The 13,241-nt window shown below is 36.7% G+C and carries 11 protein-coding genes, 1 tRNA gene and 2 pseudogenes; 5 read left to right on the top strand and 9 right to left on the bottom strand.

Annotated elements, in window-relative coordinates; all coding sequences use genetic code 11:
* The first annotated feature begins 3 nt into the window (after window positions 1-3).
* Both AAGD84_RS05190 and AAGD84_RS05195 read left to right on the top strand, forming a co-directional pair.
* A complete protein-coding gene (locus tag AAGD84_RS05190) occupies window positions 4-564 on the top strand; it encodes a hypothetical protein (RefSeq protein ID WP_065095397.1) in 561 nt (186 codons plus the stop codon).
* On the top strand, window positions 557-1,705 hold the full coding sequence (locus tag AAGD84_RS05195; protein WP_341818168.1) for a phage tail sheath subtilisin-like domain-containing protein: 1,149 nt from the start codon (window positions 557-559) through the stop codon (window positions 1,703-1,705). The genes AAGD84_RS05190 and AAGD84_RS05195 overlap by 8 nt, the downstream gene beginning before the upstream one ends.
* 25 nt (window positions 1,706-1,730) lie before the next feature.
* Here the strand turns inward: AAGD84_RS05195 and AAGD84_RS05200 are convergent.
* A pseudogene (locus AAGD84_RS05200) lies at window positions 1,731-2,589 on the bottom strand (IS630 family transposase).
* Between the two features lie 250 nt (window positions 2,590-2,839).
* Here AAGD84_RS05200 and recG point away from each other — a divergent pair.
* The gene (gene recG / locus AAGD84_RS05205; protein ID WP_410541708.1) at window positions 2,840-4,861 is read left to right on the top strand and encodes an ATP-dependent DNA helicase RecG; all 2,022 of its coding nucleotides are present in this window, start codon (window positions 2,840-2,842) and stop codon (window positions 4,859-4,861) included.
* Here the strand turns inward: recG and AAGD84_RS05210 are convergent.
* From AAGD84_RS05210 to AAGD84_RS05225, 4 genes and pseudogenes are all read right to left on the bottom strand, one after another.
* Window positions 4,758-5,009 (bottom strand): hypothetical protein, encoded by a 252-nt coding sequence (locus AAGD84_RS05210; RefSeq protein ID WP_341817905.1) that lies wholly within the window; start codon window positions 5,007-5,009, stop codon window positions 4,758-4,760. The two genes, recG and AAGD84_RS05210, sit on opposite strands and share 104 nt — an antisense overlap.
* Window positions 5,010-5,095: 86 nt before the next feature.
* A pseudogene (locus AAGD84_RS05215) lies at window positions 5,096-5,954 on the bottom strand (IS630 family transposase).
* 59 nt (window positions 5,955-6,013) lie between these two features.
* On the bottom strand, window positions 6,014-7,273 hold the full coding sequence (ltrA, locus tag AAGD84_RS05220) for a group II intron reverse transcriptase/maturase (RefSeq protein ID WP_341817906.1): 1,260 nt from the start codon (window positions 7,271-7,273) through the stop codon (window positions 6,014-6,016).
* Window positions 7,258-7,776, bottom strand: a complete 519-nt coding sequence (locus AAGD84_RS05225) for a hypothetical protein (protein ID WP_341817907.1) — start codon at window positions 7,774-7,776, stop codon at window positions 7,258-7,260. Before AAGD84_RS05225 ends, ltrA begins: the two co-directional genes overlap by 16 nt.
* A 712-nt stretch (window positions 7,777-8,488) precedes the next feature.
* Here AAGD84_RS05225 and AAGD84_RS05230 point away from each other — a divergent pair.
* Window positions 8,489-8,776, top strand: a complete 288-nt coding sequence (locus AAGD84_RS05230) for a hypothetical protein (protein ID WP_010962862.1) — start codon at window positions 8,489-8,491, stop codon at window positions 8,774-8,776.
* Between the two features lie 15 nt (window positions 8,777-8,791).
* On the opposite strand, the gene AAGD84_RS05235 is transcribed toward AAGD84_RS05230, so the two are convergent.
* From AAGD84_RS05235 to walE1, 4 genes are all read right to left on the bottom strand, one after another.
* The gene (locus AAGD84_RS05235; protein WP_244263371.1) at window positions 8,792-9,184 is read right to left on the bottom strand and encodes a hypothetical protein; all 393 of its coding nucleotides are present in this window, start codon (window positions 9,182-9,184) and stop codon (window positions 8,792-8,794) included.
* Window positions 9,185-9,385: 201 nt separating this feature from the next.
* Window positions 9,386-9,460, bottom strand: a tRNA-Gln gene (locus tag AAGD84_RS05240).
* Entirely contained in the window at window positions 9,451-9,786 is a 336-nt protein-coding gene (cutA, locus tag AAGD84_RS05245) for a divalent-cation tolerance protein CutA (protein WP_006279213.1), read from the bottom strand. The genes AAGD84_RS05240 and cutA overlap by 10 nt, the downstream gene beginning before the upstream one ends.
* 441 nt (window positions 9,787-10,227) lie before the next feature.
* Window positions 10,228-11,751: an actin bundler gene (walE1, locus tag AAGD84_RS05250; RefSeq protein ID WP_341817908.1), complete on the bottom strand. Its 1,524-nt coding sequence runs from the start codon at window positions 11,749-11,751 to the stop codon at window positions 10,228-10,230.
* A 453-nt stretch (window positions 11,752-12,204) separates the two neighbouring features.
* On the opposite strand from walE1, the gene hflK reads away from it, so the two are divergent.
* A complete protein-coding gene (hflK, locus tag AAGD84_RS05255) occupies window positions 12,205-13,239 on the top strand; it encodes an FtsH protease activity modulator HflK (protein WP_010962866.1) in 1,035 nt (344 codons plus the stop codon).
* The last annotated feature ends 2 nt before the right edge of the window (window positions 13,240-13,241 follow it).

A 13,241-nucleotide genomic window follows, 5' to 3' on the forward strand; every position in this document is an offset into this window, starting at 1 on the left:
AGAATGTCTATCTACATTAGATTTGAGAATGATAAACAAGTAGAAACAACAACGCTTGAAAGTAAGCCAACTGAAAATGATTGGTATGAAGCACCAGAAGATTTTGATTGGCAAAAAAGCTATTGTTTAACAGAAGGAGGAAAAATTGCTCAGCGTACTAAAGAAGATATACAAAAGGAGTTACTGGATAATGCGAAGCTTTGTGCATTTGATAGTATGCGTTTCTATTATGATAATCATACTCACCAATATGCAGGTCATTCTCACCAAAAAGCTAAATCTTATGAGATTCAAGCGGAAGCCGCAAAAAGCATTCTAGCAGCACCAGAATCTATAGATGAAAAGGATAAAGAAATTATAGAACCTTTAGCAAAAGTCCGTGGTATTACGGTTATTGAAATGGCAAGAATAATTGAGGAAAAAGTGAAAAAAGCAGTAAAAGCAATAATTAAATGTGAAGAGCTTGAAGATTTAGCCAAAAGAAAGATTGAAGAAGCCGAAAGTGAAAATGAGCTACAGACTTTGCTAGATGATTTCAGGAAAAAAATACAAAGAAATGGCTGAAGAATTTTTACATGGCGTAAATGTTATTGAGGTAACCTCAGGAGCAAAGACAGTACGTACAGCTAAATCATCAGTGATAGGTGTAATTGGTACTGCACCTGAAGCAGATGAGCAAAAATTTCCGCTAAATAAACCAGTGTTAGTTGCAGGAAGCTTAAAGGAAGCAGCAAAGCTCGGAAAGAGTGGCAGTTTACCTTCTGCAATAAATGGAATATTTTCCCAGATTGGTGCAACAGTAGTAGTTATTCGAGTTAAAGAAAGTGAAAACAGCGATCCAAAGCTCAAAGAAAGTGAAACTATTCAAAGTATAATCGGTGGAGTTGATAAAGAAACCGGAGAATATCAGGGAATTGAGGCATTTCTCAGCAGTGAAAGCATAGTTCATGTTGCGCCAAGAATATTAATTGCACCTCAGTTTACTCATCAGTTACCTGAAATAGATGGAGTAAATTCAGTAGTGAGTGCTTTAATTTCCATAGCAGAAAAATTAAGAGCAATTATTGTTGCAGATGGACCAAATACCAATGATAAAGAAGCAATAAAATGGAGAAAAAGTGTAGGCAGCTCAAGAGTTTACGTAGTTGACCCATGGATTAAGTTATTTATTGAAGGAAAAGAAAAAATCTTGCCATCGAGTCCATTTGTAGCTGGTTTAATAGCTAAGATAGACAGCGAGCAAGGCTTCTGGCACTCACCTTCAAATAAAGAAATAAACGGTATTATTGGCACAAGCAGGCCTATTGATTTTACGCTCGGTAATACAAATTGTAGAGCAAACCACTTGAATGAAAATGAAGTAACAACGATAATTCATCAAAATGGCTATAGGCTTTGGGGAAATAGAACATGTTCAAATGACTCAAAATGGGCTTTTTTATCAGTGAGAAGAACTGCAGATTTAATTAACGATAGTTTACTTAGGGCTCATTTATGGGCAGTTGATCGCAATATCACTAAAACTTATATAGATGATGTGATTGAGGGGGTGAATTCTTATTTGGCCAATTTAAAAGCACAAGGAGCAATTATCAGCGGAAAATGTTATGCAACTCCCGAACTCAATACACCGGCAAATATTGCAAGCGGAAAAGTGTATTTTGATTTTGAGTTTACACCGCCATATCCGGCTGAGCAAATATAGCATTTCTCATAATAGTCCGAACAGGTCATAGGAAGGCAGAATCAACAGCACGACGAAAGGATTCGAATAGAGGAATTTTTTCCTGGCTCTGTTTTTTATAGCAAACCAATGATGCTCAATTTTGTTGAAATCTGGAGAATAAGGCGGCAGATACAAAATTTCTGCACCAACCCCTTTAGCAAGCTCGATAATCTTATCAGACTTATGAAAAGTAGCATTGTCAAGAATGACAGTCTGTCCAGGTTCCAAGATCGGTGTCAAAAATTGCTCAAACCATCCATTAAAAACATCCATATTACAGTGGCCTTCAAAGGTTAACGGAACAACTATCTTTCTTCCACTTAAGGCTGCAACCATACTGATTCGTTGAGTTTTCTTTCCAGATTTTAAGGCATAAAACCGCTGTCCTTTCTGGCAATATCCGTAGGGGTAGTCTTCGGTGTTATCAATGCCAGACTCATCTATATACACTAAGTTTTTAGGTTCTTTTGTCGCTATAATTTTCAAAAATTCAGCACGTTTTTCTTCGTTTCTTTCCTTGTATCCATATGTCTTTTTTTGCGCGTAAATCCAATTTTTTTAAGGGCTCGATAGATCGTTTGGATACTAACGTTGTTCCAAAGTTTAGCCATTTCCGATAGAGTCTTTCCTCCGTGTTCTCTGGCAAATTTGGCAAAGGTATCCCAGTCGGTAATTTTGTGATTGTAACCCCCATTTCCAAGTTTTTTTGATTGAAAGTCTCCTGTTTCTTTTCTTCTTTGCTGCCACTCCCATAAAGTAGTTCGTCCAATCTTAAATCTTGCTGCCACTGTTTCTCTGCTTTCTCCTTCGTCTAGCGCTTCCATTGCTTTTTTTCTTAAATCATAACTATATGCTGCTGGCATTCAACCTCCTTATCATCATCTACCCTTATCCTATCACATCCGGACTTTTATGGAAAGAGCTATAACTTAGGCTTACCGACGATTTTAAAAACAACAAATTCGTCATTCCGTTACGTGTTAGCGGCTGAGATACCGCGAATGAATCGCGGTATAACGTTAGAGAGCTGTGCTAGCTATAGTGCATACCTGACCATAAGGTGACAAGATTTTAAAAAGGCTCTATAACAGTTTTACACATGTATGAATCTCAATGAGCAATCAGATTTTTCTAAATAGCAGGCTGGAGAATATACCTAAGTTCCATTCCGCAATATTGCCTAAACTTTGTGGTGGGGACAAGGTGGTGGATCTGCTGTTTTATAAGCCACTTAGTTATGTGGATAGAAGCAAGTTACTATCTGATGCTCGAGTTGGAGAATTTACAACTTTCATTGCAAAAGTTTATGAACATCAGTCGCCCACTTTTAGAGGTAGACCATATAAAATAGTCGTTGAAAGTGAGAGTCAGTATATATTCATAGTCTTTTTTAATTACTCAGTTAAGTATTTATATAAACTATTTCCAATTGGAGCGAATGTGATCATCAGTGGCAAACTCGAAAAATTTGCTGAACATTGGCAAATTACTCATCCAGATTACGTGTCGCTTGACATCAACCAATTTAAAAAAATAGCTTGCATAGAGCCAGTTTACCAATTATGCCGTGGCATTACCAATAAGCGCATTGGGAACATAATAAGCTCTAATCTAAAGGAATTGCCTGATTTACCAGAGTGGATAGATGATACATTAATCAAGCAAAAAAAATGGTTAAGTTGGAGGGAAAGCATCATAAAGTTGCACAGACCAAGCTCATTGGTGGAAGCTGAGGTTTGTAGAAAAAGGCTTGCTTATGATGAATTGTTTGCGTATCAGCTAGCGCTGAAACTTGCAAGAAAAAATCATGTGAAAGAAAGGGGAAGAGAATTTATAATATTGAGTAAATACAAAAAGCAAGTTTTAAATGAATTGTCGTTTCAATTAACAAATGATCAAACTCGTGCAATAGATGAGATCTCAGAGAGACAAAAATCCAAGTATCGCATGATAAGCTTGCTGCAAGGTGATGTTGGTAGTGGCAAAACCGTAGTTGCACTTTTTGCGATGATAAATGTGGTAGAAAACAACATGCAGGCAGCTCTAATGGCACCGACTACTATCTTGGCGGAGCAACATTATAATTGGATTGAGGAAGTTTTATCCTGTACCGATATAAAAGTTGCGCTGCTTACTGGTAAAACTTCGCGCAAGGAAAGAAAGATTATCATGAACGAACTTGCAAGTGGTGTTTTAAATATAGTGATTGGCACTCATGCACTATTTCAAGCTAACGTTACATTTAAAAATTTAGGGCTTGCAGTCATAGACGAGCAACAGCGATTTGGAGTGATGCAGAGAAATCGCTTGGTAGGAAAAGGAGAAAATGCCGATATACTTTTCGTTACTGCAACTCCCATTCCAAGAACTTTGCAGCAAGCTATGTATGGTGACGTTGAATGTTCAATTTTGAAAGAAAAACCAAAATCCAGATTGCCAATAAAAACTGTAACTATGAACATTAGTAGGGTGCCAGATGTTATTGAAAAGCTAAAAGGTGCTATAAACAGGGGCGAAAAAGCATATTGGATTTGTCCATATATAGAAGAAAACGAAGAGACCAATATTGCTGCAGCAGAGATGCGTTTTCAGGAATTACAAAAACCATTTCTTGATAAAGTCGGGATAATACACGGAAAATTGACTCAGGAGCAGAAAGATCAAGTTATGTTTTCCTTCAAAAGGAATGAATTTTCTCTGCTTGTTGCAACCACTGTGATAGAAGTTGGTATAGATGTGCCAGATGCAACCATCATGATTATAGAAAATGCAGAGCAATTTGGGTTATCACAATTGCATCAGTTAAGAGGCAGAGTAGGGCGAGGAAACAAGCCATCTTTTTGTGTATTATTATACGATAATTTAAGTAAAAGCTCATCTTCAAAGTTAAAGATCATGTGTGAGTCACAAGATGGATTTTACATTGCTGAAAGGGATATGATGCTAAGAGGCAGTGGAGATATTTTAGGCACAAAACAATCAGGATGTATGGAATTTAAATTTGCTGATTTATATCAGGACAAAGAGCTGCTCAATCTCGCGTATAATAACGCAAAAGGCGCAATGGCTGATTTTGAATTACTGCTTGATATATTTGAATATAGGAGTAGATTACATTTTTCAAAATTTCAGTAGGAAAACCAGGTAGCCCGCAGAAACGAAAAAACTTGTTCGGTAGAAGCTGTAGCTTTACTCCTCTCGTTTGAGTTTTATTACTACAACTCCCCCTAAAGAACCGTGCTTGCAGATTTCCCGCACACGGCTCATCAATATTAGTTTTCACAGTCGTCCCTCTTATGCATATAAAGAAAAATGTATTTTTGGCTTTGGTAATGGATTTATAGCATTTCTCATAATAGTCCGAACAGGTCATAGGAAGGCAGAATCAACAGCACGACGAAAGGATTCGAATAGAGGAATTTTTTCCTGGCTCTGTTTTTTATAGCAAACCAATGATGCTCAATTTTGTTGAAATCTGGAGAATAAGGCGGCAGATACAAAATTTCTGCACCAACCCCTTTAGCAAGCTCGATAATCTTATCAGACTTATGAAAAGTAGCATTGTCAAGAATGACAGTCTGTCCAGGTTCCAAGATCGGTGTCAAAAATTGCTCAAACCATCCATTAAAAACATCCATATTACAGTGGCCTTCAAAGGTTAACGGAACAACTATCTTTCTTCCACTTAAGGCTGCAACCATACTGATTCGTTGAGTTTTCTTTCCAGATTTTAAGGCATAAAACCGCTGTCCTTTCTGGCAATATCCGTAGGGGTAGTCTTCGGTGTTATCAATGCCAGACTCATCTATATACACTAAGTTTTTAGGTTCTTTTGTCGCTATAATTTTCAAAAATTCAGCACGTTTTTCTTCGTTTCTTTCCTTGTATCCATATGTCTTTTTTTGCGCGTAAATCCAATTTTTTTAAGGGCTCGATAGATCGTTTGGATACTAACGTTGTTCCAAAGTTTAGCCATTTCCGATAGAGTCTTTCCTCCGTGTTCTCTGGCAAATTTGGCAAAGGTATCCCAGTCGGTAATTTTGTGATTGTAACCCCCATTTCCAAGTTTTTTTGATTGAAAGTCTCCTGTTTCTTTTCTTCTTTGCTGCCACTCCCATAAAGTAGTTCGTCCAATCTTAAATCTTGCTGCCACTGTTTCTCTGCTTTCTCCTTCGTCTAGCGCTTCCATTGCTTTTTTTCTTAAATCATAACTATATGCTGCTGGCATTCAACCTCCTTATCATCATCTACCCTTATCCTATCACATCCGGACTTTTATGGAAAGAGCTATACTTCTACGTAGTGTACAAACTGTTCCCAGGTCATACTCTTTTTCTGACTACGCCGATTTATCCATTTAAATGCTAGCTTTCTTACTGATGTGTAAAATTGTTTCAAACACCAATAATTTCCGCTAATACCAAAGTAGTTATAGTGTCCTGTTAATTTAGCCTTCAGTACTTGCCACCAATCTTTAAGTCGAATACTTCCGCGGACTATTTTCAACCACTCCTTGATTTCTTTTAGTTTTCTGGCTAGATTTAACTTAGAGGTTTTATGTCCCATCATTAATCTACCACGACGACTTTTTGCACCATAGTGCGTAAACCCCAGAAAATTGAAACTTTCCGTCCTTCGTTTCTCTCTTATCGCTCGTTGCCACTCCCTCTTGCCAAACTTTACTACTCTGGTCTTGTTTTCAGATACTTCCAACCCAAATTTATTTAGCCTTTGTTTCAGTAATTCCAGAAATTCTTCCGCGTCTACCTTACTTTCGCAACAAACCACAAAATCATCGCAAAACCTTATTACTTGTATATATCCTCTGGATCTTGGTTTAAATTTCTTTTCTATCCATAAATCCAACACATAATGTAAGTATATATTTGCTAATACAGGACTTACTATACCGCCTTGTGGTGTACCTTGTTTTGTTGCTTCATAATTTCCAGCTTCGACTATCCCTGCCTTGAGAAACCGCTTTACTAACCACAGCAAATTTGGGTCAGTTATTCGTTCCCTTAGACACCTCATTAGCCATTTATGCTGTATATTATCGTAGAACTTCTTGATATCCACTTCTACAATGTAGTTTATTGGCTTGTACATAACTGCTTTATCTAGTGCATTTACCGCTTGATGACAGTTTCTTCCTGGTCGAAATCCATATGAGCTGTCCAGAAAGTTTGCCTCGTAAATATTTTCTAATATCTTCTTCAGCATAATCTGTACTAATTTATCCTCGGTCGATGGTATTCCGAGTCCGCGTTTCTCTTTACTTCCAGCTTTCGGTATATATACCCTCTTTACTGGTTGTGGTTGATATTGCTTCCTCTTCATACTTTCTACTAGCACTTCGAGTTTCTCATTCAGATTTTCTCCGTATGATTCCACTGTTATCTGGTCTACTCCACAAGCCTTGTTACGCTTCAGTTCTTTATAACATCTCGCAAGATTCTCTGTATTTATCAGATGGACTAACGATGTGAATTTTAGTCGCTTATCTTGCTTTGCTCTTACTGCTATCTGGTTTAGTTTATATCGCATGTTATTCCTACCTCCGTTGTATTGGCATAGCAATCCCTATTCCAGTTACTATATTGCTGATCGCTTCCCCTTGTACGTGGCTTTCCCACATTCTGAGTACTATCAATCAGTCCGACTTCCCCTGCATCTTCCGCTAGTTCTTGCCTTTGTTGACTTGTTCCAACGTACCTTAATAGGAATGCATGGGATCTCCCAAGTTCACTTGAAGTCCATTTCAATACATGGCACGGTCTCAGATCCCGATAGAGTGAGTGATAACTTGCCTTTACGTTATCCTTCATGCTGTCTTCCATGGCCATGAACATGTCGACCTCTATGTCTTCAGGTATTTCGGGACTCCACTCCTTCACTTCCGTTGTGCCCTGCATTGTCCATCCCACTAGCTCTATTACACTCGTTACCTCATGCAACATAGTGGTCTGTTCCAAACTGTTGGCTAGACTTTGTTTGTGTTGGATTTTCACCAACTGTTCTCCAAGCACTTCTTGGCGCACCCTTGACAAACCTCGCCAGCCCCCTTATCATGAAACTGAAGCTATTGTATTTGCTTTCGCCAATCTGCAGATTAAAAGGTAAGGATTACTTAATGTATCGGCGTCTTATGTTCAATTTTTTGCAGTATATAGATACTGTATGTCTTTACAAAACTTCATCTACATCTAGATTTTTATCTAAATAAGCTGAACGCGCTTATAAAGCGTTACAAGACATCAAAAAATGCCAATACTCGACAGAGATAGTAAAAGACTAGCTAACTCGGGGATTCTTTGTCTTTTTTTCTGCTTAGTAAATTTCTTAAACATTTGCAGCGTAAGTTAGTTGCAATTAAAAGCAGCTGAATTTCGCTTGTCAAGCGTTTAAAACATAAAAAACGCCAATATTTTAAAGCGGATAATAACCACGGGGCTTCTTTTGCCTTTTTTTTCATTTGGTAAATTTCTTAAATATTTAGATTAGTTGCAATTTAAGAGCCCGTAAAGGGTGTCATTCCAGTGCTTGACACTGGAATCCAGGTTGCTCACAAGCGAACTAGCATAGAAAGTGGTTACAACGTTTTCGATGAGATTGCAGAAAGGCTGGATCCCAGTGTCAGCTACTTGAATGACATCATAGGGGCGCTGCCCTGACAATCGTCATCCCGCTACGTGTTAGCGGAATCTGCTGTGGCGACATAAACTCAAATCATTTCAAATTTCAATCCAAAGAGGTATCATTATGTCAAACAACTTCAATTTTAAAGAATTTTTTAACCACTATGAAACAAATAGTACGTCAGATGATATACAAAGGTATTATTTGCTGTGGAAATCAGTAATAGCGCAGGCAATGATTGATGCAGCAAGTAACTGTAAAAAAACAGAAAGCTTGGTAGAAAAACGTAAGGCAATTTCTTGGTTGTCAGACTTTAGTCAAGATTTTGTGCACACATGTATATTGGCTGATTGTGATCCGGTATACGTAAAAAATAAAATACAGCCAACCTTAAAAAGCCTTACTAGATAAAGCCTTTTTATATACTTAATGAGGTTTACTCCTTTTACCGAAAAAAATATAATTCAATCTCCTATCTATAGTTGCCTCTATATCTTTGATTAATAGCTGCTTTATCATGTTTACTTTTCGCTTTGCATCTTGAGCTTGACGCTCATTGTTACCACTGTTATTGCTGTAATTATTCTTATCACTATAACTACTGCCACTTGGTTTGCTACTGTTACTGAACTCACTACCCTTTTTTCTTCTTGTGTTGAGTATCTGTATTATCTTTTCCTTTAAAAAGGACTTCCAGCCTGTGCCAAGTAATAATTTATAGAGAAAATGCGGAGTAAGAAACGCCACTAATATTCGAATAGAAATTCCGTAACCGAGATCTTCCCTATTTTCATAATACCACTTGCAATATTGAAACAAACGGTAAAACGCATTTTTGAAAGAGCAAAATTCTACAGCATACCAAAAACCATTGCTGAGAAACATGAGCACAATGCTGAATGTGTAAAGATACATTGTGAAGAGAAACAGTTTCACAATTATATCTTTTAGACTACCTAATATATAATTCAATAATCTTAATTTATAGAAAAGTGATATCATTTCACACCCACTTCAATATGGCTGGGGTGGAAGGATTCGAACCTTCGCGTGGCGGTATCAAAAACCGCTGCCTTACCACTTGGCTACACCCCAATACTACTTACATCAATAACACTATTAGCCCAATTAGTAAAAGATTTATTTGCTTTTTCTATGGGCATCACAGCAATAGCTGGCTGATCATAAGAATGCATTGCTTCGATTTTTTCTACAATTTTATCAACTTGATCATTCCTGCTCTTCATAATTGCCACTACTTCACAACTATTACTAATTTTACCTTCCCATAAATACAGAGAATTCACTTCGGGAAATATATTTACACATACAATTAATTTCTCGTTTAACAATTCTTCAGAAACAGTTTTAGCCTCCTCAAAATTTGAAAAAGTTGTATAAACCAAAACTAAATTATTCATTAGTAGCTACATAAATGCATTGCTACTATACTCTACCGAGATTTATTCATCAAGAGAAAATAACGCCAGCGCGTACTGTATGAACATTTGTTTGCAAAGGTAGTATGTTAAGTGTTATAGCTAGTTTGCCTCAAACGTAAAGGTGTCATCCCAGTGCCCCTGTGATGTCATTCCAGTGCTTGACACTGGAATCCAGTTTTCCATATAATCTCATCGAAAACGTTGTAACCACTTTCTATGCTAGTTTGCTTGTAAACAAGCAAACTTTCCTGGATCCCAGTGTCAGCTACTCGGATGACACCTTTCCTAGCAGAGAAATCACAATGTTCATACGGTTGTACGCATACCGCTGGGATCTAGGATTTTTCTATAGTTTAAAAACAAAAAAAGGACGTTACTCATTGAGTAACATCCTTTTGGAGAAGGTAGAAGTTTTACTTATTACACTGTTCCTGGAGTTGCTGTAGCTCTTGAGTTGACAGGTTCTGCACTAGGTTGATCTAGAGATGCGCGTCGTTTTGCCAACTTTTCTTCGAGTTCTCTGTCAAATTCTTCTTTTAAAGGAAGAACTTGTTTTCTTGTTAGCGTAGAAGAACCAGAACCCATTCCACTATCAGTAGAATTACTGTGAGTGAGAGTTCTGTTACTCAAACTATCCAGGTTTTGCTCCACAATAGGATCACTGAGAACATCTTCACTGAAAGAACTTTGTCCATTTAAGTTAGTCAATGAGGCGCTTCTAGGTAGTTCTGGTGGAGCAACTGGAGTAAGCTTAGGAGTTAAGCTACTAGATGAATTGCTTCTACGGACTGTTGCAAAGTTCTGAGAATCTGAATCAGAGACAGTAGCAGTACTTTCAGTTCCTATAGAATTTAGTGAATTGCTTTTTGACAAGCTGTTAGATTGTTCAGAGCCTTTTCTTCCCAGTGAAGAGAATGATGATGACACAGACCTAGTTAAACTTTTGACAGAAGGCCTGTTAGCTTTTTTCTCTGCTCTGTCAAACATATTGCTTACGCTTGAGTACAAATGATTTTCTCTACATTCTTTAATAACCTTCTTAATTTCATCGTAATGTTCAGAGAAAACACTGTCGATGAAATAACTATCTTTAGGTAATGACCTTTGTGTTAACAAGTTATGCAAGCTTTTTTCATTTAAATTATTAATGAATTCTTTCTGTACTTGCCATCCAGAAGTATGTTCAATCTCCCCTGATTTTGCCTTCTCTGCCATTTTTAAATCAATTTCTGACGATATTCCAGAAAGTACATTTTTCACTAACCCAGAATTATTTCCTTTATCAGCAAAAATTGCTTTCATATCATTTCTTATTTCGTCAGATTTCTTAATTGCATCTGGAGTAAACCTTTTTACCTTATCTAAATAGTCCGTCTCACCAGATGCCTTATGGAACTTATTTGCCACTCCTTCGCCTACAAAACTAGCGCCTTTTTTCAGTGAATCTACTGAATGTTCATAACCTTCTTTCACCTTATCTTTAACATGCACAGCACCATCTCTAACTTTTCCGGCAGCGTATGTTGATGCGTCCTTAACTTTCCCAGCAGTATATTTCGCCCCATCAACTGTTTTTTCTGCTGACCACTTGAGCCCTTTATATCCAGATTGAACTGTTTTTACAGCGACTTTTACAGCGAAATATAAAGCAAGACCAACTATAGCACCTGGTATAGCAAGTGTTGCACCAACTGCCAAAAGTGGTAGTACTGCCGTAAATAATCCACTTGCTGCACTTACTACAAGAATCTTATCTCCTTGTTTCATCTTAGAGAATTTTGTATCCCCTTTTAACAGGTCAGTAATTCTTTCTTTTAGCTTCTTGGGATCATTAGCAATATCTGAATTTGGTAGATTTTGCATCGTTTTATTCAAATCAAAACTATCTTCTGGTTGGTTTTGTTGAGTTCCAACAGAATTTGAATTTTTTTCATTATGTAACATTTTAAACCTCACTATTAATTAAATATATTATAATTGTATTCCTTGATTCTTAAGTTAGTGTTAAATTGATTGCCAGTATTTATTTGTCTTCAAATAATTTCGCTTGACGTGTTTTGTGGTAACATAGAAAATTAGGTCAAGAAGCTGCAGCATTTATGAAGTATAGAAAAAGAACACTCATCTTTTTGGCTGTTATAACTTTAATAATAATAGCTTTACTATTTAGGTATAATTCCCATTTTCACAAAGACGTAGTGCACTTAAAGAGTGACAACAAAGAATTCAAAAAAAAGCCAGAAAATTCCATAGAGTCGACCATATTACATAGAGAAAAGGAAGTGTACGATCATGTTTTCCATCCTGATGATTAATTTGTAAATAAAATAGCAATTTATGTTTGCATTTTCTTATTAAAGAAGTAATATTAGCGTATTAATTATAGAATCAATCATTATGTTTGATGATAATAATCCTTGGAATCTGGGAAAGAAACCGGTAGGGAACAAAACTCCTAATAATGAAGATATTTTAAGTAAAGCTGTATCTGATATAAGGTTCTTTCTTAATGGATTAACCAGAAACAGGGGCAAAAAACCTTATTTCATCATTTTCATTATTTTGCTGTTCTATGCTTGCACTGGCTTTTATATTGTCCATCCTAGTGAAGAAAGTATAGAACTTACCTTTGGTAAATATTCTAATACAGAAACACCTGGTTTGCGTTATCACTTCCCCTACCCTATTGGCAAGGTTTTTAAAGTGAACGTTAAGGAAGTAAATCGTGAAGAAATTGGGGTAAGTAGTTCTTATGGGCGAGATACAGATCGCGGTGAAGGCGTGATGCTAACTGGAGATGAAAATATAGTCAACGTTAACTTCGAGGTTCAATGGCGCGTTAGAGATGCTAAGGACTATTTATTCAAAGTGCGGGATTACAAACCCGGTTTCAGTGTTAAAAATGCTGCTGAAAGTGCCATGAGAGAAATAATAGGTAAAAATACGATCTCTTTTGCACTTGGTCAAGGCAGACCAGAAATTTCTAGAGATACTAGAATTCTATTGCAGCAGATTCTTGATGGATACCAAATGGGTATAGAGATTTTATCTGTTCAAATGAAAAAAATTGATCCACCAGAAAAAGTAATCAGTTCGTTTAGAGATGTACAAAGTGCTCGTGCAGACAAAGAGCGTACTATAAACGAAGCATATGCTTATAATAATGATATTATACCTCGAGCAAAGGGTGAAGCGATAAAGATAAAATTAGATGCACAAGCATATGAAAATGAAATAATAAATGAAGCAAAAGGTAATGCAAATCGCTTTTTATCTCTTTATGAGGAATATAGACAGAATCCTTCTCTCGTTAAGAATCGTATTTATCTTGAAACTATGGAAAATATTTTCAGTAAGGTAGACAAAGTTGTTGTAACTGATGATCTGAAAGGTATGTTTTCTTATTTACCTCTTACAAATTTAGGAAAATAACC

The sequence above is a fragment of the Wolbachia endosymbiont (group A) of Andrena fulva genome, assembly GCF_964026815.1.
Taxonomy (GTDB): domain Bacteria; phylum Pseudomonadota; class Alphaproteobacteria; order Rickettsiales; family Anaplasmataceae; genus Wolbachia; species Wolbachia pipientis.

Excerpts from the sequence above, each read along its gene's own strand:
- AAGD84_RS05190 (WP_065095397.1), top strand. The coding sequence starts at position 4 with ATGTCTATCTACATTAGATTTGAGAATGATAAACAAGTAGAAACAACA.
- AAGD84_RS05195 (WP_341818168.1), top strand. The coding sequence starts at position 557 with ATGGCTGAAGAATTTTTACATGGCGTAAATGTTATTGAGGTAACCTCA.
- recG (WP_410541708.1), top strand. The coding sequence starts at position 2,840 with ATGAGCAATCAGATTTTTCTAAATAGCAGGCTGGAGAATATACCTAAG.
- ltrA (WP_341817906.1), bottom strand. The coding sequence starts at position 7,273 with ATGCGATATAAACTAAACCAGATAGCAGTAAGAGCAAAGCAAGATAAG.
- AAGD84_RS05230 (WP_010962862.1), top strand. The coding sequence starts at position 8,489 with ATGTCAAACAACTTCAATTTTAAAGAATTTTTTAACCACTATGAAACA.
- cutA (WP_006279213.1), bottom strand. The coding sequence starts at position 9,786 with ATGAATAATTTAGTTTTGGTTTATACAACTTTTTCAAATTTTGAGGAG.
- walE1 (WP_341817908.1), bottom strand. The coding sequence starts at position 11,751 with ATGTTACATAATGAAAAAAATTCAAATTCTGTTGGAACTCAACAAAAC.
- hflK (WP_010962866.1), top strand. The coding sequence starts at position 12,205 with ATGTTTGATGATAATAATCCTTGGAATCTGGGAAAGAAACCGGTAGGG.